The following is a 23277-nucleotide window of genomic DNA, read 5'->3' as shown; positions in this document are numbered from 1 at the left end:
AGCGGCCGACCAGGATGAAAGGCACAGCATGACGACCGTTTCCGAGCGCCCCGGCGCCCCGGCCATCGAGGAACCTCCCGATACCGGCGCGGCGGACCCGGGTGACCGGCATCGTCTCACCGCCCTGCAGGGCCTGGCCGCGCTGTCCCTGGACGCCATGGCCTCCGTGGCGTACGGGCCCGAGGCCATCGTGCTCGTGCTTGCCGCGGCCGGCGGGCACGGGCTCGGCTTCACGCTGCCCGTGACCCTCGCGATCGCCGGTCTGCTCGGCGTGCTCGTCGCCTCCTACCGCCAGGTCATCGCCGCCTTCCCGGACGGCGGTGGCTCCTACGCCGCCGCGAAGGCGCACCTGGGCCGCCGCGCCAGCCTGGTCGCCGCCGCCTCCCTCGTCCTCGACTACGTCCTGAACGTCGCCGTCGCCGTGACGGCGGGCGTCGCGGCCCTCACCTCCGCCTTCCCCGGGCTGTATGGCGACCGGCTCTGGCTGTGCCTGGCCGTGCTCGTCGTGATCACGGCCGTCAATCTGCGCGGCATCGTCGACTCGGCGCGCGTGTTCATCGTGCCGACCGCCGTGTTCGTCGGCGCGATCCTCGCGATGGTGGCCGTCGGCCTGTTCCGCGACGGACCGGTCTCCACCGAGGCCGCCCAGGGCCATGCCTCCGTCCTCGCGGACAACGCCACGACGGTGGGCGCCCTGCTTCTGCTGAAAGCTTTCGCCTCGGGCTGTTCGGCGCTCACCGGGGTGGAGGCGATCGCCAACGCCGTGCCGTCCTTCCGCACCCCGCGCGTCAAGCGGGCCCAGCACGCGGAGGTGGCGCTCGGCGCGCTGCTCGGTGTGATGCTGATCGGCCTGTCGGTCCTCATCTCCCGCTTCGGCCTCCAGCCGGTCGAGGGCGTCACCGTCCTCGCGCAGCTCACCGACGCCTCGCTCGGCCACAACTGGGCTTTCTACGTCGTGCAGTTCGCGACGATGATCCTGCTCGCGCTGTCCGCCAACACGTCCTTCGGCGGCCTGCCCGTCCTGATGAGCCTGCTGTCCCGGGACAACTACCTGCCGCACGTCTTCGCGCTCAAGGCCGACCGCCAGGTCCACCGGCACGGCGTGCTCGCGCTCGCCGCCGCGGGCGCGGCCCTTCTGGTCTTCTCCGGTGGCGACACCAACACCCTCGTACCGCTGTTCGCGATCGGTGTGTTCGTCGGCTTCACGCTCTGCCAGACCGGCATGGTCATCCACTGGCGCACGTCCGGGCAGCCCGCGAAGGCGCTGCTCAACGGCTTCGGCGCGGTCCTCACCGGCGTCTCGGCCGTCGTCGTCACCGCGACGAAGTTCACCGAGGGCGCCTGGCTGATCGTGCTCGCGCTGCCCGCGATCGTCGGCGTCTTCGAGATCGTGCACCGGGCGTACGGGCGCATCGGCGAGGACCTCGGGCTCGGCCGCGTCCCCGAGCCGCCGCACCGCGACCACTCCCTGGTGATCGTCCCCGTCTCCAGCCTGTCCCGGCTGACCTGCGAGGCCCTGAACGCGGCGGTCTCCCTCGGCGACGAGGTGCGGGCCGTGACGGTCACCTACGACGACGCGGAGGACCGTACGGCGGCGGAGAACCTGCGGCGCGACTGGGAACTGTGGAACCCCGGCGTCGACCTCGTCTCGCTGCCCTCGAAGGCCCGCACGGTCGGGCGCCCCGTCTCCGAGTACGTCCGGAAGGTGTACCAGTACCACCCCGCCACCCGGGTCACCGTCCTCATCCCCGAGGTCGAGCCCGCCCACATCTGGCAGCGCCTCCTCCAGAACCAGCGCGGGGCGGTGCTCGCGCACGCGGTGCGGCGGGACACGGACGCGGTGATCTGCCGCCTCCGCTTCCGCCTGGCCGCTCGGCCTTAACCACCCCCACGGGGCTCCGCCCCGGACCCCGCTCCTCAAACGCCGGAGGGGCTATATCCCCCACCCACCCGCCCTTACTACCTGCCGGAACAACCCGCGCAGCGCGAGAGGGCCAGGCGGGGAAAAAGCCCGTCCGGCGCCTGAGGACGAGCCGCGAAGCGGCGACCAGCGGCGGCCCGTCCCACCCGCACGGAACACCCACCCCACCTGGCAGGACAGCTAGCCCCGCCTGCCCCCACCCCGTCCAGCAGGACAGCTAGCCCCGCCTGCCCCACCCCACTCCGTCCAGCAGGACAGCTCGCGCCGCCTGCCCTCCACCCCTCCCGAAGGACGGAATCCCACCCTCCCCCCACCCCGCCCGAAGGGCGAAAAGGGCGGGCGGGTGGGAGAAAGCCCGTCCGGCGATTGAGGACGAGCCGCGAAGCGGCGATCAGCGGCGGCCCGTCGCACCCGCACGGGACACCCCCCGGCGGGGTCAGGCCCACCCGCACGGGACCGCCACCCCCGGCGGGGGTCCAGGGGGCGCAGCCTGCTCCCTCCCGCCCGAAGGGCGAAAAGGGCGGGTGGGTGGGAAATAGCCCGTCCGGCGATTGAGGACGAGCCGCGGAGCGGCGATCGGCGGGGGCTGTCCCACCCGCACGGGACACCCACCCCGGCGGGGGCTGTCCCACCCGCACGGGACACCCACCCCGGCGGGGGTCTGGCCCACCCGCACGGGACACCTACCCCTGGCGGGGTCCAGGGGGCGCAGCCCCATGGTTTTCGGGAAGGGGTGGGGTTGGGGAGGAAGCGCTAGCGTCGTGCGCATGGACGTCGGCAAGAAGATCACCCAGAAGTTGTCCGACGAGGCGTTGCGGGAGGCGACCGGGCGCGGCTGGGCGGAGTGGTTCGCCGAGCTCGACGCGTGGGGCGCCACGGCGCACGGCCACACGGCGATCGCCCGCCACATCCGCGAGGACCTGGGCGTAGACGGCTGGTACGCACAGTCGGTCACCGTCGGCTACGAACAGGAGCGCGGCCTGCGCCAGGTCGGCCAGTCCAGCACCGGCGACTGGCGGACCAGCGGCAGCAAGACCGTGGACGCCTCGGCGGCCCGCGTCATCGAGGCCTTCGCCGACGAGGACGTACGCCGCCGCTGGCTCCCCGACACCCCGCTCACGCTCCGCACCCACCGCCCCGCCAAGTCGGTCACCGCGGACTTCACCGACGCGGACGGCACGCCGACGGGCCGTATCTCCGTGACCCTCACCGTCAAGGGCCCGGACAAGACAGTGGTCGGCGTCGGCCACGAGAAGCTGCCGGACGCGGCGGCCGTGGCGGCGTACAAGGCGTTCTGGCGCGAGCGACTCACGGAGCTCAAGGCGCTGCTGGAGGCGTAGGCGGCCAACGGGCTCGCGGGTGCGCCGGCGGGCCCCCGGGTGCGCCGACACGCGACCGCAATACGTCTGTCGTAATCCCCCTGCATGGTTGATCGTTGGGCCCGGCACGTACCACGTACCACGTACCACGCACCACCCACCACGTACCGACGATCCAGCGCACAGGGGGAAGAACGGCATGACCATCAGCCGCAGGACACTGCTCGCATCCGGTGCCGCGTTCGGGCTGCTCACCGCGTGCGGGTCCAACACGGGCCGCGACGGCGGCGGTTCGGACGGCAAGGGGCCGAAGCTGTCGCAGTGGTACCACCAGTACGGCGAGCCCGGCACCGAGCAGGCCGTGCGGCGGTACGCCGACGCGTACGACAAGGCCGACGTGTCCGTGCAGTGGCGCCCCGGCAACTACGACGAGCAGACCGCCGCCGCGCTCCTGACCAAGTCGGGGCCCGACGTGTTCGAGGTCAACGGCCCGACCCTGGACCAGATCCAGGGCGGACAGGTGCTCGACCTCACCGAGCTGTTCGACGGCGTGAAGGACGACTTCAACCCCGTCGCGCTCGCGCCGAAGACGTACGACGGCCGGATCTGGGCGATCCCCCAGGTCGTCGACATGCAACTGCTCTACTACCGCAAGAGCCTCCTCGCCGACGCGGGCCGGAAACCGCCCACCACCCTCGACGAACTCGTCGACACCGCCCGCGAGTTGACCACGAAGAAGGTCAAGGGCCTGTTCCTCGGCAACGACGGCGGCGCGGGCGCGCTCGGCGGCACGCCCCTGTACGCGGCCGGGCTCCAGCTCGTCACCGACGACGGCAAGGTCGGCTTCGACGACCCGGCCGCCGCCCGCGCCCTCGCCCCGCTGCGCGAGCTGTACGAGGACAAGTCGCTGCTGCTCGGCGCGCCCTCCGACTGGTCGGACCCGTCGGCGTTCGTGCAGGGCCTGACGGCCATGCAGTGGTCGGGCCTGTGGGCGCTGCCGGCGGTGCGGAAGGCGCTGGGCGACGACTTCGGCGTGGCCGCCTTCCCCGCCGCCGCGCCGGGCGCGAAGCCCGCGGTGCCGGTGGGCGCGTACGGCGCGGCGGTCAGCGCCCGCACCGCGCACAAGCGGGAGGCCAAGGACTTCGTGCGGTGGCTGTGGATCGAAAAGACCGACTACCAGCGGGACTTCGCGCTGTCGTACGGCTTCCACATCCCCGCGCGTCTCTCGCTCGCGAAGAAGGCCGACCCGCTCACGAAGGACCCGGCGGCCGACGCGGTGCGCTTCTCCACCGAGAACGGCTACGCCGAGCCGCTGCGCTGGACCCCCGCGAGCCGCGTCGCGTACCAGGACGCGCTCAGCCGGATCATCAAGTCCGGCGCGAACCCTTCGAGCGAGCTGAAGTCCGTCGTACGGAAGGTGTCGGCGGAACTGGCCCGGGTGAAGAAGAAGTCGTCGTGCTTCATCAAGTTCCTTTCGTGGATACCCCCGGCTTCAGCGGGGGAGGAAGCGAAACCCCTGCGGAGCGAGGCACGAAGCCGCGATTCGCCGCCAGGGCGGATCGCAGTGCTCTGACCCGCAGATTTGGACTTCACACATCGTCACGCTAGTTTGTAAGCGTGACCACGATGGGTGTGAAGCGGGCATTCAAGTACCGCTTCTATCCGACTGATGCGCAGGCAGCCGAGCTGTCGCGCACGTTCGGGTGCGTTCGGAAGGTCTACAACATGGCTCTCGCCGCCCGTACCGAGGCGTGGGCGCGGCAGGAGCGGGTCAACTACAACGCCACATCGACCATGCTGACGGCGTGGAAGAAGACCGAGGAACTGGCGTTCCTCAACGACGTCTCCTCCGTTCCGTTGCAGCAGACACTGCGGCACTTGCAGACGGCGTTCACGAACTTCTTCGGCAAGCGGGCCAAGTACCCACGGTTCAAGTCGCGGAAGAAGTCCAGAAAGTCCGCCGAATACACCACCAGTGGGTTCCGCTTCCGGGACGGAAAGCTGACCCTGGCGAAGATGGCCGAACCGTTGGACATCGTGTGGTCGCGCCCGCTCCCCGAGGGGGCGGAGCCGTCCACCGTGACCGTCTCCCAGGACAGCGCCGGGCGCTGGTTCGTCTCACTGCTGTGCGAGGATCCGACGGTGAAGCCGCTCCCGGCCACGGACGCGGCGATCGGGGTCGACGTGGGCCTGGATCACCTGCTGACACTGTCCACCGGGGAGAAGATCGCCAACCCCCGGCACGAACGCGCAGACCGTGCCCGTCTCGCGAGGGCTCAGCAGGAGCTGTCCCGCAAGGCCGAGGGCGACGGGACCAACCGCGCAAAGGCCCGGCGGAAGGTCGCGAAGATCTACGCCAGGATCGCCGATCGCAGGCGTGATGGCCTGCACAAGCTCACGACCCGACTCGTTCGTGAAAACCAAACGATCGTGATCGAGGACCTGACCGTGCGCAACATGGTCAAGAACCGGAGCCTGGCTCGCGCCATCAGTGATGCCGCATGGGCCGAGTTCCGGAACATGCTGGAGTACAAGGCCGTCTGGTACGGGCGGGAAGTGATCGCGGTGGACCGCTTCTTCCCCTCTTCCAAGCTGTGCTCCCACTGCGGCACCTTGGCTGGCAAGATGCCGCTGCACGTCCGTACCTGGACGTGCGACAGCTGCGGCACGGCCCACGACCGGGACGTGAACGCAGCCAGAAACCTGAAGGCCGCCGGGCTGGCGGTGACAGTCTGTGGAGCTGGTGTCAGACCTCAACGGAGAACTCCGGGCGGGCAGTCGGCGACGAAGCAGAAACCCTCACGGCGCGAGCCGTAGGAATCCCCCTCGTCCACGAGGGGGAGGAAGTCAATTTCCGCCAGTACTTCCGGGCTCCCACGGGAGTTGGAGGACGCGGCGCGGGGGTGGACGGCCCCGGCTACTGGCGTACACGTACTGGCTGATCGTCGTCCCGAACGCCCGCCTGGTGTTCGCGGCCGTCGGGACGATCGCCGCTGGTGATCGGCCAGGACCGGGACGCGTGGACCGTCCAGGTGGCCCTGGCCTCCTTCACCACCTCTCAAGTGATCCGGCTGCACGAACTGTTCGTGGCGGCGGCGGTGTCGATCGTGCCGCTGCTGGTCGTGTTCCTGTTCTTCCAGCGGTGGATCGTGGCGGGCGTCGAGCGCTCCGGCATCGAGGACTGAGGACTGAGGCTCAGCGCCCGGGGGCGAAGGCCGGGGGCGCCGCGCCGGGGCGCTTGCGGGCGCCGGGCGTGGCGTGGCAGGTGACGTCCTTGGCGGGGAGCTTGCCGGTGGCCAGGTACGCCATGGAGGTGTTCTCCGCGCACGCGTTGGTGGCCGCGCCGTTGAAGAGCACGCCGTGGCCCTCACCCTCGTCGACGGTCACCATGCGCGAGCCCTTCAGGGCGCGGTGCATGCTCTGCGCGGCGACCAGCGGGGTCTGCGAGTCCCACTCGTTCTGCACGAGCAGCATGGGGACCTTGTTGTTCACCTTGGTGACGGGCTCGGCGCCCTTGCCCCAGTAGGCGCAGGGCGAGATTCCGGCGGCGAAGTCGCCGAACAGCGGGTAGCGGGCGCTGTCGTGCTTCAGGTCGCGGCGGTAGGTCTCCGCGTCGCGGGGCCAGGTGGAGTTGTCCGCGCACACCACGGCCCAGTGGCTCACGTCGGGGTTGTCGTCCGGGGTCCCGGCCTCGGGGGCGGCCTTCACGCGCTTGCCCGCGGCGGCCTTCTTCAGCTTGACCACGAGCTCGGCTCCGCTGCGTACGCTGAAGAACTCGGAGCGCAGCAGGTCGCGCACACCGGCACCGTCGTACTTCTGCCCGTCCATCTCGACGGGCTTGCGGTCGGCGCGCTTCACCAAGTTCCAGAACGTGCGGGTGACGCGGTCGGCGGAGTCGCCGAGGTGGTACGTCGACGAGCGCTCGGCGGTCCACTTCGCCCACCGCTTGAAGGCGGGCTCCACCTCCGGCGCCCAGATCCGGTACATGCCGCGCCACATCAGCTTCGGGTCGACGGCGCTGTCGATGACCCACCGGTCGACGCGCTGGGGGAACAGCTGCGCGTAGACGGCGCCGAGGGCCGTGCCGTACGAGACGCCGTAGTAATTGAGCTTCTTCTCCCCCAGGACCGCCCGCAGGACGTCCATGTCCCGGGCGGTGTTGCGGGTGGAGATGTGCGGCAGCACGCCGCCCATCCTGCGGTGGCACTGATCGGCCACCTTCTTGGCCCAGGCCTTGTTCGCGGCGAACTCCCCGGCGGTGCGGTTGGGACGCGGGAACGCCATCTCGCCGCTGTCGAGACCGCAGGCCACGGGCGTGCTCCTGCCGACGCCGCGCGGGTCGAAGCCGATCAGGTCGTACTGCTGGCGAACGGCCTTCGGCAGCGCCTCGGCGGCCTGCAGCGGCAGATCGAGCCCCGGCCCGCCGGGCCCGCCCGGGTTGAAGGTCAGCACGCCGCGCCGCTTGTCCGGCACGCTCGTCCTGACCCGGGATATCGCGATGTCGATGCGCTTGCCCGCCGGCTTCCGGTAGTCGAGCGGGACCTTGAGCGTGGCGCACCGGAACTTGGCGGGCTGGTCGGCGGAGCAGCGCTTCCAGGTGAGCTTCTGGTGTGTGTACGGGGCGAGACGGCCGGCGTCGGCTCTGGCGGCCGTGGGGGCCGACGCGGCTGTCGGGACCGACGCGGACGCCGTGTCCCCCGGAGCCCCCGGGGCCGCCGAGGCCGACCCTGCGGCGAGTCCCGGCGCGAGCCCGGCCAGCACTCCCAGCGCGAGCACCGGCACGAGGCGCCGCCGATATGCGGGTTGTTGCACGTGACGCTCCTTCTGATCGGTTTTGGTACCGATCAGTTGGACGCAGAAGGTGCCTCGTACACCTGCCTCGGCCCCGCCCCCAACCGTCCTGTCAGCCATTTTCCGCGGACTCCGGAGGCGTCTGATCCGGTTGGCGCGAAAGGAAGTTACGTCTCCGTGACGGCGCCACTACCGTCCGGAGCGTCGATCAGCGCCGGGAAACCGGTCGGGAAACCGACGGAACCCGACCGGACACCACCGAACCCGGCAAGGCCCGACCAAGCCCGACCAAGCCCGACCGAGAAGGAGAACGATGAGCCCCACCGAGAGCTCGCGGCAGACGGCGGCAGGCGAGAACGCCGGCACTCCGGAGATCCACACCCTCGGATACGCCAACCGCTTCCCGACGTGGGACAGCGAGTTCCGCTACGACGGCCGGATATCTGTCCCCAAGGGAGTGAAGATCCGGGCAATCAAGTACGACTGGGACGGCGAGGGGACGACCGACAGCAACGCCGACAAGAAGGAACGCGGCGAGGGCGGCATCAACAACGAGTACGAGGTCGTGGACACGGTCACGGTCGGGGACCGGGACCTGATCACCTTCACCCTCCGCGGCGACCTGAGCGTCGACAAGACGGTCCGCGGCGAGAACGTCCAGACCTACCTGATCAAGGTGGAGGTCACGCTGGACAACGGCGCCGTGCACACGGTCGCTCCCCGGATCGAGGCGCTGAACCCGAACTGGGACAAGGACTACCCGGAGGGCACGGGGCGCCCGTTCGTCCGGCTTCCCTACGACGGCAACTGGGACCGCTACCCCGACCAGAAGGGCCAGAGCCAGGCCGGCTTCGGCTACGTCACCGACAGCGGCCTCGTGCACGACCGGACGCTCTTCATCAACCTGGTCAACCCGCGCCTGCCCGACGAGGCCGACGGCTACGTCTACTACCAGCTGGTCCACGAGGACGGCGAGCCCTCCCGCCTCACCCCGCTGCCGAAGAAGCAGTACGTGCGGGCGCGCAACGACGGCAACAAGACGGACTGGGTGGACCTGCCCGCCTTCCACATGGGCGAACTGGGCGACAAGCCCGGCTACTACCGCTTCCTGGTGTGGCCGCAGGCCGCCGAGGGCCAGGAAACCTTCAGCCACCAGTACGGCTGGGACCCGAGCAAGCCCGAGGACGCCTTCCAGATCGGCAGCGTCTACTTCCGCTGCCGCGGCTACGTGCCGCAGTGGGCCCGGGTCTCGCTCACCGTCACCGACCGGCGCACCCCGCAGACAGTGGCTCAGGGCGAGGAGAGCTTCTTCCCGAGCGTGACGGTGCAGAACACCGGCGTGGAGCACATCGGCACCCAGACCGTCACCGTCCGCGCGCCCCAGGGCATGTGGTTCACCGAGTCCAAGCTGTACTGGGGGCGGAACGGGCTGCCGCAGAACTGGTGGGCCGTCGGGGAGCTGTCGGAGGACAGGGCCACCCTCACGGCCCGGATTCCGCTGGAGCTGAACCCCGGTGAGTTCGCGACGCTGTGGGCGCCGCTGCGCGTCGGGGCGGAGGCGCCGACCGGCCTCGCCCACGTGACGTTCGAGGTGGGAGCGGCCCGCGGGGCGGCGGTACCGGAGGTCACGCCGAAGAAGTAGGCCACCGGCCGGCACACCGAAACCGACCGGCACGCCGAAGGGGCGGCACCCCCGCACAGGGTGCCGCCCCTTTTGGTGAACCGGAGCCGTCGCCGTATCGGTTGAGGGTCGGGGACACGGCGACAGCCCCGGAGCTTTCGCGGACGGTCGATGACCCGTCGCAGGGTCAGCGGTGGTCGCTGCCCGTCGACGTCGACGCCGCGCGGCCTGCCTCCAGGCGGGCCACCGGGATGCGGAACGGGGAGCAGGAGACGTAGTCCAGGCCCACCTCGTGGAAGAAGTGCACCGACTCCGGGTCGCCGCCGTGCTCGCCGCAGACGCCGAGCTTGAGGTCGGGGCGGGTGGCCCGGCCGGCCGCGGCCGCGTCGCGGACCAGCTTGCCGACGCCGTCCTTGTCGATCGTCTCGAACGGGGAGACGCCGAAGATGCCCTTCTCCAGGTAGGCCGTGAAGAACGAGGCCTCCACGTCGTCGCGGGAGAAGCCCCACACCGTCTGGGTGAGGTCGTTCGTGCCGAAGGAGAAGAACTCGGCGGCCTCGGCGATCTGCCCGGCGGTGAGGGCGGCGCGCGGCAGCTCGATCATCGTGCCGAGCGCCAGCTTCAGGTGGACGCCGGTGGCCCGCTCGACGTCGGCGATGACCTGCTCGGCCTCCTCGCGGACGATCTCCAGCTCCTGGACGGTGCCGACGAGCGGAATCATGATCTCGGCGCGCGGGTCGCCCTTGGCGTTCTTGCGCTCGGCCGCGGCCTCCGCGATGGCGCGGACCTGCATGGTGAACAGGCCGGGGATGACCAGGCCGAGGCGTACGCCGCGCAGGCCCAGCATCGGGTTCTGCTCGTGCAGGCGGTGTACGGCCTGGAGGAGGCGCAGGTCGTTCTCGTTGTGGTCCTTGCGGGACTCGGCGAGCGCGACGCGCACCGACAGCTCGGTGATGTCGGGCAGGAACTCGTGCAGCGGCGGGTCGAGGAGACGGACGGTGACGGGGAGGCCGTCCATCGCCTCGAAGAGCTCGACGAAGTCCCGCTTCTGGAGCGGCAGGAGCTCCTTGAGGGCGTTCTCGCGCTCCTCGTCGGTGTCGGCGAGGATCAGGTGCTCCACCATCTCGCGGCGCTCACCGAGGAACATGTGCTCGGTGCGGCACAGGCCGATGCCCTGCGCACCGAAGCGCCGGGCCCGCAGCGCGTCCTCCGCGTTGTCCGCGTTGGCCCGCACCCGCAGTCGGCGCACCCGGTCCGCGTACGCCATGATCCGGTGCACGGCCTTGACCAGCTCGTCGGCGTCGTCGGCGCCCGCGTGCATGCGGCCCTCGAAGTACTCCACGACCGGGGAGGGGACCACGGGCACCTCGCCCAGGTACACCTTGCCCGTGGAGCCGTCGATGGAGACGACGTCGCCCTCCTCGACGACGTGGCCGTTCACCGTGAGGCGGCGGCGCTTGGTGTCGACCTCCAGGTCCTCGGCGCCGCACACGCAGGTCTTGCCCATGCCGCGCGCCACGACGGCGGCGTGCGAGGTCTTGCCGCCGCGCGAGGTCAGGATGCCCTCGGCGGCGATCATGCCGTCCAGGTCGTCGGGGTTCGTCTCGCGGCGGATCAGGATGACCTTCTCGCCGGAGCGCGACCACTTGATGGCGGTGTACGAGTCGAAGACGGCCTTGCCGACGGCGGCACCCGGCGACGCGGCGATGCCACGCCCGAGCTGCTCCACCTTCGCGTCCTCGTCGAAGCGCGGGAACATCAGCTGCGCGAGCTGTGCGCCGTTGACGCGCTGCAGCGCCTCGGCCTCGTCGATCAGGCCCTGGTCGACGAGTTGCGTGGCGATGCGGAAGGCGGCACCGGCGGTGCGCTTGCCGACCCGCGTCTGCAGCATCCACAACTGGCCGCGCTCGATGGTGAATTCGATGTCGCAGAGATCCTTGTAGTGCGTCTCCAAGGTCTCCATGATCTGCATGAGCTGGTCGTACGACTTCTTGTCGAGCTGCTCGAGCTCGGCGAGCGGGACCGTGTTGCGGATGCCCGCGACGACGTCCTCGCCCTGCGCGTTCTGGAGGTAGTCGCCGTACACGCCCTGCTGGCCCGAGGCCGGGTCGCGGGTGAAGGCGACGCCGGTGCCGGAGTCGGGGCCGAGGTTGCCGAAGACCATCGAGCAGACGTTGACGGCGGTGCCGAGGTCGTGCGGGATGCGCTCCTGGCGGCGGTAGAGCTTGGCCCGGTCGGTGTTCCAGGAGTCGAAGACCGCGTGGATGGCGAGGTCCATCTGCTCGCGCGGGTCCTGCGGGAAGTCGCGGCCCGCCTCGGTCTTGACGATCTTCTTGAACTTGGTGACGAGCTTCTTCAGCTCGCCCGCGTCCAGGTCGGTGTCGACCGTGACCTTCTTGGCGTGCTTGGCCTTCTCCAGCGCGTCCTCGAAGAGTTCGCCGTCGACGCCGAGGACGGTCTTGCCGAACATCTGGATCAGGCGGCGGTAGGAGTCCCACGCGAAGCGGTCGTCGCCGGCCTGCTTGGCCAGGCCCTGCACGGACTTGTCGGAGAGCCCGATGTTCAGGACGGTGTCCATCATGCCGGGCATGGAGAACTTGGCGCCCGAGCGCACGGAGACGAGCAGCGGGTCGTCGGACTGGCCGAGCTTCTTGCCCATCTTCTGTTCCAGGGCGGCGAGATGCGCACCCACCTCGTCACGCAGTGCCGCGGGCTCCTCGCCGCTGTCGAGGTAGACCTTGCAGGCCTCGGTGGTGATGGTGAACCCCGGAGGGACCGGAAGACCCAGGTTGGTCATCTCGGCGAGGTTCGCACCCTTCCCGCCGAGCAGGTCCTTGAGGTCCTTGTTGCCCTCGGTGAAGTCGTAAACGAACTTCACGCCCTGAGCTACGTGGGGATCTTTGTTTTCCGACACGGGTCTCGACTCCTCGAGGACGCGGTGGCTGCCCTGACGGCGAGGAACATACCCAGATCGAAGGCGCCTGGGTACGTCCACTTGTGGGTCACACGGTCGTAACCACCCGTCCGCCGCTAGATCGAAAGTGACCGAGCGGTAGCACGCAGCAGGAGAGTCGGGTTCAAGCCTTGAAGGATTGACTCGCGTAGCGCCGGGCTTTCGCTCAGATGAGCGATCAGAACTCAGATGTGAGTTCAATTCATAAATGATCGAGCGATGGCACTGAGTGCCACACCTTGGAGAAGTGCAGCCACTCCGGGCCCACCCCCAGCGCGCTCATCTGAGCGCAAGACCTATCAGGGGTGGCGAGAATCACGCTGTTTCCAGCGTCAGAATCTCGGCATGCGAGCCGCCGCGCGGACGCCCCCGCACCGGTCAGAGACCGAGCACGGCGAGCCGCTCCTCCACCCGCTCCGGCGCGTAGAGCTGCTCCACCACCAGCGCACCCGCCCCGATCAGCCCCGCGCGCTCGCCGAGCAGCGAGGTGACGATCTCCAGGTGGGCGGTGGAGCGCGGCAGGGCCCGCTGGTAGAGCAGCTCGCGCACGCCGGTGAGGAAGGGTGTTCCGGCCAGATCTCCGGCGATCATGAGGACGCCGGGGTTGAGCAGCGTCACGACGGTGGCGAGGACCTCGCCGACCTGCCGCCCGGCCTCGCGCGCGAGCCCCACGGCCTCCGGGTGCCCGGCGGCCAGCAGCTCCCGCACGTCCGACCCGGACGCGGCCGGCACCCCCGCCGCCGCGAGCCGCGCGGCCACGGCCCGCCCGCTGGCCACGGCGGCCAGGCAGCCGTACGACCCGCACTTGCACAGCGCGGCGGCGCTCCCGGGGACGCCGGGCACGCGTATGTGCCCGATGTCGCCCGCGCCGCCGTCGATGCCCCGGTAGACCGAGCCGTTGACGACGACGCCGGCGCCGATGCCGGTGGAGACCTTGACCAGCGCGAACGCCGAGCAGTCGGGGTAGTGGGCGCGCTGCTCGCCGTACGCCATGAGGTTCGCGTCGTTGTCGACGTACACCGGCACCGGCACCGGCACCGGCGCGGTCGCCGTGGCGCCCGTGTGCTCGGTGAAGGCGCGGCGCAGTCCGCCTCGTATGTCGTGGCCGTCCCAGCCGGGCATGATCGGCGGCTGCACCACCCGGCCGGTCTCGCTGTCGACCGGGCCGGGCACGGCGAGCCCGATGCCGCACACCGAGTCCGCGCGCCGGCCGCTCGCGCGCAGCAGCTCACCGAATCCGGCGCCGAGTTCGTCCAGGACCTTCTCGGGTCCCTCGTCGACCCGCAGCGGCCAGCCGCGCTCGGCGACGACCTCGCCGGTGAGGGTGAGCAGGGCCGTGCGGGCGTGCCGGGTCTCCAGGTCGGCGGCGAGGACGACGGCGTGCGCGTCGTCGAACTCCAGGCGGACGGAGGGGCGGCCGCCCAGCGGGGAGTCCACCGGGTTGCCGGAGCCCTCGCGCAGCCAGCCCGCGCGGAACAGGCGGTCCAGGCGCTGGCCGACGGTGGCCCGGGACAGGCCGGTGACCTGTTGCAGGGCGCCGCGGGTCGTGGCGCGGCCGCTGCGGACCAGGTGGAGCAGGTCGCCCGCGCTGGCCCGGTCGGCGGGCGGGCGCGCCGCGGGTCCGTTCCCGCCGCCGGTCCCGTTCCTGCTCTTCATGCCCACTCCCCTGACCTACCCCGGCACCAGGCCGTCCAGGCTCTTGTGCTCGTCAACTCGGCGTTACATATTGGGTTTTGCGTGTTAAGCAGACGTAACTCTATGGTGGATGGATCCAAACTGACAGGCTGTCGCCCCGCTTCGGTGAGCGGCGACGGCCCCCGGGAGTGACGCGTGGACCGTACGACCACGACGAGGGCCGCGACCCGGCCCCCCGCCACCACCGCGGCCGGCCCCGCCGCCCGGCGCACCGCAACTGCCCCGTACGCCTCACGCGCCCCGCACACCACCCCCGCCGCGCTCCGTGACCACGCCGCCCGGGTCCTCGCCGCCAACTGGACCGGCACCTCCACCGTCCCGTCCCGCGAGCTGTATCCGCACCAGTGGTCCTGGGACTCCGCGTTCATCGCCATCGGGTTACGCCATCTGTCGCCGCTGCACGCCCAGGTGGAGCTGGAGACGCTGCTGGCCGCGCAGTGGGCCGACGGCCGGGTGCCGCACATCGTGTTCAACCCCTCCGTCCCGCTCGACGCGTATTTCCCGAGCCCCGACTTCTGGCGCTCCAGCACGGCGGGGCGCGCGGCGGGGGCGCCCCGCGCCGTGCAGACCTCCGGCATCGTGCAGCCTCCCGTGCACGCGCTCGCCGCGTGGCTGGTCCACCTCGCCGACCCCGGCCTGTCCCGGGCCCGCTCCTTCCTGCCGCGCCTGCACCCGCGCCTGGCCGCCTGGCACCGCTTCCTGCTGCACCACCGGGACCTCGGCGGCGCGGGGCTCGCGGCGGTGGTCCACCCCTGGGAGCAGGGGATGGACAACAGCCCTTGCTGGGACGCCCCGTTGAGCCGGGTGGCACCTGCGCGAGCGCGTACGTTCCGCCGCGCCGACCTGGACCACGGCTCGCCGCAGGACCGGCCGACGGATCTCGACTATGGGCGGTATGTGCGGCTCGCGGCGGATTACCGGGACGGAGGGTACGGCGCTGGGGCGGGTGGTCTCGCCCTCGGCGGTTTCGCCGTCGAGGACCCGTCGTTCAACGCCCTCCTCATCGCCTCCGAGCACGCGCTCGCCCGGATCACCGGCGAACTCGGCGTGCCCGCGACGGCCCGGCACGAGCGCGCGGAGCGCCTCACGCGCGTCCTTGTGGAGCGGCTGTGGGATCCGGCGGACGGGATCTTCCGGTGCCGGGACCTGCTGGCCGGGGCGCCCGGAGGGGCGGGCGGCGCGGGGCCGCCCGAAGGGGCGCTCGTGGCCGAGCGCGGGGTCACCGGGCTTGTGCCGTTGGTCCTTGGCGGGCTGCCGCGGGACATCGTGGCGGCGCTGGTGCGCACCGCGTGCGGCCCGCACTTCGAGCTCGGCGGCCGGGCCCGTCTGGTGCCGAGCCACGACCTGCTCAGCCCGGCCTTCGACCCGCAGCGGTACTGGCGCGGACCGGCCTGGTTCAACATCAACTGGCTGCTGGAGCGCGGCCTTCGGCTGCACGGCGAGCGGGAGCGCGCGGACCTGCTGCGCGCGGCGCTGCTCGACACGGCGGTGGCCTCGGACTTCGCCGAGTACGTGGATCCGTACACCGGAGCCGGCTGCGGCGCCCGCGGCTTCGGCTGGAGCGCGGCGCTCGCCCTCGACGTCGGCGTGGACGGCGCGGTCGTGGACGTGGAGGACGGCGCGGGCGCGGACGTGAGCGGGGACAGGGATACGACCGTGGGCTTGACCAGGGATGCGACAGCGGGGCCTGGTTCGGACGAAGGGGCTCGGAATGACTGACCGGCAGCACCAACTGCTCGTGCACGGCGCGACGTTCGCGGCCGTGGGCGCGGGCGGCGACATCCGGGGCGTGCCCGGCGGCACCGCCCCGGACGGGCTCTTCGTGCGCGACGCGCGGCACCTGAGCCGCTGGCAGCTCACGGTGGACGGCGCCGTCCCGGAAGTGCTCACCCCAGTGACCGCCTCCGCGTCGGGTACGTCCGCCGCGGGCACCGACACCGGCGTGGCGCGCTGCGTGCTGGTGCCGCGCGGCGGCCGCCAGGAGCCGCCCGCGTACACCCTCTTCCGCGAACAGGCCGTCGTGGACGGCGCGTTGGTGGAGTCCCTGCGCATCACCAGCAACCGCCCGGTGCCGACGACCCTGCGGCTCGGGCTGACCGCCGACGCCGACTTCACCGACCAGTTCGAGCTGCGCTCGGACCACCGTACGTATACCAAGACGGGCGCGGTCCGCTCGCGGCGGGTACTGACGGTGGACGACGGGGGCTCCGGCTTCGAGGAGAGCGGGCGCGCCCCCGGCGGGTCCGGTCAACAACGCATCGAGGGCGTCGAGTTCGGCTACCGGCGCGGCGACTGGATCGCGCGGACCGCCGTCACCGCCGAGCCCGCCCCGGACGCCGTCGAGGAGACGGGCACCGGCGCCCGGCGCCTGGTGTGGACGCTGGAGCTGGACGCGCACGGGTCGGCCGACATGGCCCTGACCGTCACGGCGGGGCCGCATGGCGCCCCGCCGCGGCCCGCCCCGCCGCGCTCCCCGGGCGCCGCCCTGCGCCAACTCGCCGACGCCGAGCGAGAGTTCACGTCCGCCGTGACCCCGCCCGCGGGCTGGCCCGAGCTGGCCGCGGCCTGTGCGCGCGGGCTCGCCGACCTGGCCTCGCTCCAGGTGCCGGCGCGCGGGCCCGACGGCGAGGAGCTGAGCGTGCCCGCGGCGGGCGTGCCGTGGTTCCTCACGCTGCTCGGCCGCGACGCCCTGCTGACCTCCCTGTTCGCCCTGCCGTACCTGCCGCGTCTGGCCGCCGCGACGCTGCCCGCGCTCGCCGCGACCCAGGCGACCGAGCACACGCAGGGGCGGGTGGCCCAGCCCGGCAAGATCGTGCACGAGGTGCGGCACGGCGAGCTCGCCCACTTCGGGCAGGTCCCCTTCGGGCGGTACTACGGCTCGGTCGACGCCACCCCGCTGTTCCTCGTGCTGCTCGGCGCGTACACGGAACAGACCGGCGACACCGCCCTCGCCCGGCGCCTGCAGCCGCACGCGCGGGCCGCCGTCGGCTGGATGCTGGACCATGGCGGGCTCACCTCGCGCGGCTACCTCGTCTACCGCGCGGACGAGGGCGGGCTCGCCAACCAGAACTGGAAGGACTCCCCCGGCGCGATCTGCGACGCCGACGGGACGCGGGCCCTCGGTCCCGTGATGGCCGCGGGTGCGCAGGGGTATGCGTACGACGCGCTGCGGCGCACCGCGTGGCTCGCGCGCACCGTGTGGGACGACGAGGTGTACGCGGCCCTCCTCGCGCAGACCGCCGCCGACCTCCGTGACCGGTTCCAGCGGGACTTCTGGATGCCCGCGCGGTCCTTTCCCGCGCTCGCCCTCGACGGGAACGGCGGGCAGGTCGACGCGCTCGCCTCCGACGCGGGGCACTTGCTCTGGTCGGGGCTCCTGGACAAGGAGTACGGCGAGGCGGTCGGCCGGCGCCTGCTCGAACCCGACTTCTTCTCCGGGTGGGGCGTCCGTACGATCGCCTCCGGGCAAGGGGCGTACCACCCGCTCTCCTACCACCGCGGGTCCGTCTGGCCCCACGACAACGCCCTCATCACGCTGGGCCTCGCCCGCTACGGCCTGCACGACGAGGCCCGGTCCGTCGCCCACGCCCTCGTCGACGCCGCCACCACCGCGGCGGGCCGCCTCCCCGAAGTCCTCGCGGGGTACGAACGCGAGGCGTACCCCGCGCCGGTCCCTTACCCCCACGCCTGCGTACGGGAATCCCGCTCGGCAGCGGCGCCTTTGGCATTGCTGACGGCGGTGGGGGGCGCATAGCCCTGCGGGCTATCAGGCGCGATGGGTCACGTGAGCTTCATCGTCCCGAGGCAGGCGTTCCGCAGCCCGTCGTGCCGTCTCCCGGGCCCATCGTCCGCTTGTCAGCATGCCGACTCCCAGGACCGCCAGGCCGCAGCCCGCGATCACCCACCACGCCGGGCGGCTCGCTTCGGTGAAGTCGTTCGCGTACGAAGCCGTGTGCGCGGCCGCGACGCCGGAGGCGAGGACCGCGCCGATCACCGCGACGCCGAGGGTCTGGCCGATCTGGCGGCTGGTGGAGGCGACGGCGGCGGCGACGCCCGCCTGGGCGCGGGGCATGCCGGCCACCGCCGTGTTGGTGATGGGGGCGTTCACGAAGCCGAAGCCCAGGCCGAACAGGACGTACGCGAGCAGCCGGGTGGGGCCCGCGTTCTCCGCCTCGAAGGCCGCGAACAGCACTCCGGCCGCCGTCATCGCCACGCCCGCGATCAGCAGCGAGGGGCGTGGGCCCCGGCTGCCGACGAGCCGCCCCGACAGGGGTGCGCACACCAGCGTCATGGCCGCCATCGGCAGCATCCACAGGCCGGCGTGCAGCGCGTCGAGGCCGCGTACGTCCTGGAGATAGAGGGTCGCGAGGAACAGGAAGCCGCCGAGGGCCGCGAACGCCGCGATCGCGATCACGGTGGCGCCGCTGAACGGCGCCGACTGGAAGAAGCGCAGGTCGATCAGAGGTTCCGCGCGGCGCGGCTCGTACAGGAGCAGGCCCACGAGCGCCGCTGCCGCCGTCGCCCCGAACGTCAGGATCAGCGGGGACGTCCAGCCCGCCGTGGGCGCCTCGATGATCGCGTACGTCAGCGCGCCGAGCAGGCCGATCACCAGGAGCTGGCCGACGGGGTCGGCGCGGCGCGGCTTGGGCGCGCGGGACTCGGGGACGTACCGGACGGTGAGGAACAGCGCCGCCAGGCCCACCGGCAGATTGACCCAGAAGATCGACCGCCAGCCCACCGAGTCCACGAGCAGGCCGCCCACCAGCGGGCCCGCCGCCATGGAGATGCCGACGACGCCGCCCCACACCCCGATGGCGCGGGCCCGCTCGCGCGGCTCGGTGAAGGTGTTCGTGATGATCGACATGGCGACCGGGTTGAGCATCGAGCCGCCGACCGCCTGGATCATGCGGAAGGCCACCAGGCATTCCAGGTTGGGCGCGAGCGAGCACAGGACCGAGCCGAGCGTGAAGACCAGCAGGCCCGCCTGGAACACCTTGCGGCGCCCGATGCGGTCGGCCGTCGAGCCCGCGAGCATCAGGAAGGACGCGAGGACGAGGGTGTAGGCGTCGATCGTCCACTGCATGCCCGAGACACCGGCGTCGAGCTCCCGGCGCATCGTGGGCAGCGCCACGTTCAGGATGGTGTTGTCGAGGCTCACGATCAGCAGGCTCATGCAGCAGATCGCGAGCACGAGTATCCGGCGCCGGTGACTCAGCTCGGGCATACAGCCGACGGTAACTCCAGGCGCGAGGCCCCGCCTCGGGCGGGAAGGCGGGGCACCGGCACGCGGTCGGCGCGCACCCGCCGGTGCGGGTCAGCCGAGCTCGCGCGGCAGGCGCAGGCTCAGTGCGGCGAGGGCGAGGAGCCCGGCGAGCTGTACGGCGAGGACCGTCGCGAAGGCCTCGCGCAGGCCGACGCCTGAGTTCAGGGCCAGGAACAGCGAGCCAAGCGTGGCCACGCCCACGGCCAGGCAGGACTGCTGTGCCGTCGCGGCGAGCCCGCTGCCGGCGCCCGCACGCGCGGCGGGCACCGCGGACAGCAGGATGCGGAAGTACAGCGGGAGCTGGATGCCCTGGCCGAAGCCGCACAGCGCCAGGCCCGGCGCCAGCGTCAGCGGGGTGAGCGCCGACCACGGGGCCCACAGCACGGTCAAGGCGAGGACGGCGACACCGGTGCCGTGCACCAGGGCGCACAGGGTCAGGGCCCTGCTGCCCAGCCGGTTCACCAGGCGCGACGCGAGCAGCGACGCCGTGAACTGCGCGACACCCATGGGGATCAGGGTCAGGCCCGCCTTGAGGGCGCCGTACCCGAGACCCTGCTGAAGGGTCACCGCGCTCACGAACATCCAGCCGCTGAACCCGATGAAGATGGGCAGGCCGACGAGCAGGCCCCGGCGGACGCCCGGCTCCCGCATCAGGGACGGCGGAAGCAGCGGGCTGCCGCCGCTCTCCTCCGCGCGCCGCTCCACCGCGGCGAACGCCCAGATCAGGAAGGGCGCGGCGATCAGCGTGAGGACCGACCAGAGCGGCCAGCCCGCGGCCCGGCCCTCGGTGAGGGGAAGCAGGAACGCGGTCAGGGCCACGGCGAGCAGGACCGTGCCGCCGAGGTCGCCGCGCGCCGGACGCTCGGCCCGGCTGTCCGGCACCGCGCGCACCGCGAACACCAGGGCGAGGGCGGCCACCGGCACGTTCACCAGGAACACCATGCGCCAGCCGGTGCCCGCCAGGTCGGCGGCGACCAGGACACCGCCGAGTATCTGCCCGAGCACCATCGACACACCGCCGACGGAGCCGTACAGCGAGACGGCCCGCGCGCGCCGCTCCCCGCTCGTCGTCGCGTGGATGGTGGCGAGCACCTGCGGCAGCATCAGCGCGGACGCGGCCCCCTGCGCCGCCCGCGCCGCCACCAGCCACCAGGCGGTCGGGGCGAGCCCGCAGGCCAGCGAGGTGAGCCCGAAGGCGGCGACGCCCCACAGGAACAGCGTCCTGCGGCCGTGGGTGTCGCCGAGCCGGCCGCCGAGGACGAGCAGCACGGCGTACGCGACGGCGTAGCCCGCGACCACCATCTCCAGGGTGGCGGCGGGGGCGTTGAGGTCGGCCTCGATGTCGGGCAGCGCGACGTTGACGATGAAGAAGTCGATCATCGGCAGGGCGGCGCCGAGCAGGATGGTGACCAGGCCGAGGGGCGTGAGGGCGGCGGTCTTCTGGGACGGGTGAGCGGTACGTGTACGAGGCTTGGCGCCGTGGGTCGTGAGAGTCACGGACACGACAATGGGCGGTCGCCCTAGGGGGGTACCAGAGTGTCTTTATCCTGGTAGTAGGCGCACCTGGCAACAGGGTGAGGGGTGCGGCAGCCTGGGGGTGTGATCACCACCGCAGAGCCCGTAGCAGCAGCGACGGCTGCAGAGCCAGCAGTAGCAGAGCCCGCCACCGAAGCGACCGCCACCCGTCGGCAAGAGCTCGCCGCCTTCCTGCGCAGCCGCCGCGAGCGCATCTCGCCAGAGCAGGTGGGACTGCCACGCGGGGCCCGGCGGCGTACGCCCGGACTGCGCCGCGAAGAGGTCGCGCAGCTCTCCGCGGTCGGGGTCACCTGGTACACGTGGCTGGAGCAGGGCCGGTCCATTCGGGTCTCCGCGCAGGTCCTGGACGCCATCGCCCGCGCGCTGCTCATGGACCCGACCGAGCGCGGCCACCTCTTCGTGCTCGCGGGCGTCGTCGACCCGCGCCCCGACGACTACGACTGCCCGCTGCTGTCCTCGACCGCGCTGCGCCTGATGCACACCATCGCGCCCTACCCGGCCACCCTGCAGAACGCCCGGTACGACGTCCTCGCCCACAACCGCCCCTTCGCCCAGGTCTTCGGCGAACTGACCGAGCTGCCGCCGCGCGAACGCAACTGCCTGTGGCTGCTCACCACCAGCAGGCACTGGCGCGAGACGTTCCTCGACCGGGACGAGATGCTGCGCGACCTGATCGCCAAGTACCGCGTGGGCATGGCCGAGCACATGGCCGAGCCCGCCTGGAAGGAGCTGCTCGACGGGCTGCTCGCGGAGTCCGCGGAGTTTCGCGAGCTGTGGGGGCGGCACGAGGTCGCGACCATGTCGCCGCACGTCAAGCGGTACCGGCACCCCGAGGTGGGGCTGCTGGCCCTGGAGCACCGCAACCTGTGGATGGCCCCGCAGCCGCAGGCGCACCGGCTCGTGGCGTATGTCCCGGCCGACGAGGAGACGGAGGTGCGGCTGGGACGGCTGGCGGAGCTGCGCGGCGAGTGAGGGAGAATGGATGCTTGCCCCCTTCTCGTACGTTCCCGGAGAGCCGCCCGATGTCCCAGCCGCTGACGCCGTCGCCGACGTCGCTTGCTATCGGCCCGCACAGCGTGCGGCCGCCCGTCGTGCTCGCGCCCATGGCCGGGATCACGAACGCGCCGTTCCGCACGCTGTGCCGGGAGTTCAGCCGCGGCAAGGGGCTCTTCGTCAGCGAGATGATCACGACCCGGGCCCTGGTCGAGCGCAACGAGAAGACCATGCAGCTGATCCACTTCGACGCGAGCGAGAAGCCGCGCTCGATCCAGCTGTACGGGGTGGACCCCGCCACCGTCGGCAAGGCCGTCCGCATGATCGCGGAGGAGGACCTGGCCGACCACATCGACCTGAACTTCGGCTGCCCGGTCCCGAAGGTGACCCGCAAGGGCGGCGGCTCGGCGCTTCCGTACAAGCGGCCGCTGCTGCGGGCGATCCTGAAGGAGGCCGTCAGCGGCGCCGGGGACCTGCCCGTCACCATGAAGATGCGCAAGGGCATCGACGACGACCACATCACGTTCCTGGACGCCGGGCGGATCGCCGTCGAGGAGGGCGTCACCGCGATCGCCCTGCACGGACGGACGGCCGCGCAGCACTACGGCGGTACGGCGGACTGGGACGCGATCGCCCGCCTCAAGGAGCACGTCCCGGAGATCCCGGTGCTCGGCAACGGCGACATCTGGTCGGCGGCGGACGCGGTGCGGATGATGCGCGAGACCGGGTGCGACGGGGTGGTCGTGGGCCGTGGCTGCCTCGGCCGCCCCTGGCTCTTCGGCGATCTGGTCGCCGCGTTCGAGGGGACGGGGGCGCCCGCGGCTCCCTCCCTGCGGGAGGTCGCTGCCGTCATGCTGCGGCATGCGGCGCTGCTCGGTGAGTGGATCGGGGACGAGGCGCGGGGCGTCATCGACTTCCGCAAGCATGTCGCCTGGTACTTGAAGGGTTTCGCGGTCGGCTCGGAGATGCGCAAGCGCCTCGCGATCACGTCCTCGTTGGCCGAACTCGAGGACGGCCTCGGCGAGTTGGACCTCGACCAGCCCTGGCCGGCCGGCGCCGACGGGCCTCGCGGCCGCACCTCCGGCAACAACCGCGTGGTCCTGCCGGACGGCTGGCTCCGGGACCCCTACGACTGCGCGGGCATCTCCGCGGACGCGGAACTGGACACTTCGGGCGGCTGACGTC

Annotated in this window: 14 protein-coding genes and 1 pseudogene; 10 read left to right on the top strand and 5 right to left on the bottom strand. The window is 71.8% G+C overall.

From position 1 onward, the window contains the following. The first annotated feature begins 28 nt into the window (after positions 1–28). The 5 genes and pseudogenes from AC0KTA_RS25740 to AC0KTA_RS25720 all read left to right on the top strand — a co-directional run. Positions 29–1882 carry an APC family permease gene (locus AC0KTA_RS25740; protein ID WP_481050586.1) on the top strand — a complete coding sequence of 618 codons (1854 nt, stop codon included), beginning with the start codon at positions 29–31 and terminating at the stop codon, positions 1880–1882. A gap of 806 nt (positions 1883–2688) precedes the next feature. Beyond that, the gene (locus tag AC0KTA_RS25735; protein WP_481050585.1) at positions 2689–3261 is read left to right on the top strand and encodes an SRPBCC family protein; all 573 of its coding nucleotides are present in this window, start codon (positions 2689–2691) and stop codon (positions 3259–3261) included. Positions 3262–3439: 178 nt separating this feature from the next. Next, positions 3440–4813 (top strand): ABC transporter substrate-binding protein, encoded by a 1374-nt coding sequence (locus AC0KTA_RS25730; RefSeq protein WP_481050584.1) that lies wholly within the window; start codon positions 3440–3442, stop codon positions 4811–4813. A 53-nt stretch (positions 4814–4866) separates the two neighbouring features. Next, on the top strand, positions 4867–6057 hold the full coding sequence (locus tag AC0KTA_RS25725) for an RNA-guided endonuclease InsQ/TnpB family protein (protein WP_481056560.1): 1191 nt from the start codon (positions 4867–4869) through the stop codon (positions 6055–6057). A 35-nt stretch (positions 6058–6092) separates the two neighbouring features. Continuing rightward, positions 6093–6425: pseudogene (locus AC0KTA_RS25720) on the top strand (ABC transporter permease subunit); the annotation flags it as partial. 10 nt (positions 6426–6435) lie between these two features. Here AC0KTA_RS25720 and AC0KTA_RS25715 read toward each other — a convergent pair. Beyond that, positions 6436–8052 carry an alpha/beta hydrolase gene (locus AC0KTA_RS25715; RefSeq protein WP_481050583.1) on the bottom strand — a complete coding sequence of 539 codons (1617 nt, stop codon included), beginning with the start codon at positions 8050–8052 and terminating at the stop codon, positions 6436–6438. 292 nt (positions 8053–8344) lie between these two features. Here AC0KTA_RS25715 and AC0KTA_RS25710 point away from each other — a divergent pair, with 292 nt between their 5' ends. Continuing rightward, complete coding sequence (locus AC0KTA_RS25710; RefSeq protein ID WP_481050582.1) at positions 8345–9673, top strand: hypothetical protein; 1329 nt, start codon at positions 8345–8347, stop codon at positions 9671–9673. 166 nt (positions 9674–9839) lie between these two features. On the opposite strand, the gene ppdK is transcribed toward AC0KTA_RS25710, so the two are convergent. Beyond that, positions 9840–12566: a pyruvate, phosphate dikinase gene (gene ppdK, locus AC0KTA_RS25705; RefSeq protein ID WP_481050581.1), complete on the bottom strand. Its 2727-nt coding sequence runs from the start codon at positions 12564–12566 to the stop codon at positions 9840–9842. 417 nt (positions 12567–12983) lie between these two features. Further along, on the bottom strand, positions 12984–14261 hold the full coding sequence (locus tag AC0KTA_RS25700) for an ROK family protein (RefSeq protein WP_481050580.1): 1278 nt from the start codon (positions 14259–14261) through the stop codon (positions 12984–12986). Positions 14262–14435: 174 nt separating this feature from the next. On the opposite strand from AC0KTA_RS25700, the gene AC0KTA_RS25695 reads away from it, so the two are divergent. Both AC0KTA_RS25695 and AC0KTA_RS25690 read left to right on the top strand, forming a co-directional pair. Next, positions 14436–16019, top strand: a complete 1584-nt coding sequence (locus tag AC0KTA_RS25695) for an MGH1-like glycoside hydrolase domain-containing protein (protein ID WP_481050579.1) — start codon at positions 14436–14438, stop codon at positions 16017–16019. Further along, positions 16012–18054, top strand: coding sequence for an amylo-alpha-1,6-glucosidase (locus AC0KTA_RS25690; protein ID WP_481050578.1), 2043 nt, complete (start codon positions 16012–16014; stop codon positions 18052–18054). Before AC0KTA_RS25695 ends, AC0KTA_RS25690 begins: the two co-directional genes overlap by 8 nt. A gap of 12 nt (positions 18055–18066) precedes the next feature. Here the strand turns inward: AC0KTA_RS25690 and AC0KTA_RS25685 are convergent, their stop codons facing one another. Both AC0KTA_RS25685 and AC0KTA_RS25680 read right to left on the bottom strand, forming a co-directional pair. Beyond that, entirely contained in the window at positions 18067–19524 is a 1458-nt protein-coding gene (locus AC0KTA_RS25685; protein WP_481050577.1) for an MFS transporter, read from the bottom strand. Between the two features lie 90 nt (positions 19525–19614). Then, positions 19615–21060: an MFS transporter gene (locus AC0KTA_RS25680; protein WP_481050576.1), complete on the bottom strand. Its 1446-nt coding sequence runs from the start codon at positions 21058–21060 to the stop codon at positions 19615–19617. A 105-nt stretch (positions 21061–21165) separates the two neighbouring features. Between AC0KTA_RS25680 and AC0KTA_RS25675 the strand changes: the two genes are divergently transcribed. Both AC0KTA_RS25675 and dusB read left to right on the top strand, forming a co-directional pair. Further along, positions 21166–22071: a helix-turn-helix transcriptional regulator gene (locus tag AC0KTA_RS25675; RefSeq protein ID WP_481056559.1), complete on the top strand. Its 906-nt coding sequence runs from the start codon at positions 21166–21168 to the stop codon at positions 22069–22071. Between the two features lie 50 nt (positions 22072–22121). Beyond that, positions 22122–23273 carry a tRNA dihydrouridine synthase DusB gene (gene dusB, locus AC0KTA_RS25670; RefSeq protein ID WP_481050575.1) on the top strand — a complete coding sequence of 384 codons (1152 nt, stop codon included), beginning with the start codon at positions 22122–22124 and terminating at the stop codon, positions 23271–23273. The last annotated feature ends 4 nt before the right edge of the window (positions 23274–23277 follow it).

This window comes from Streptomyces sp. Y309, from assembly GCF_056712025.1.
The sequence above is the reverse complement of the archived record's forward strand: the minus strand, read 5'-3'. Positions and strand labels throughout refer to the sequence as shown.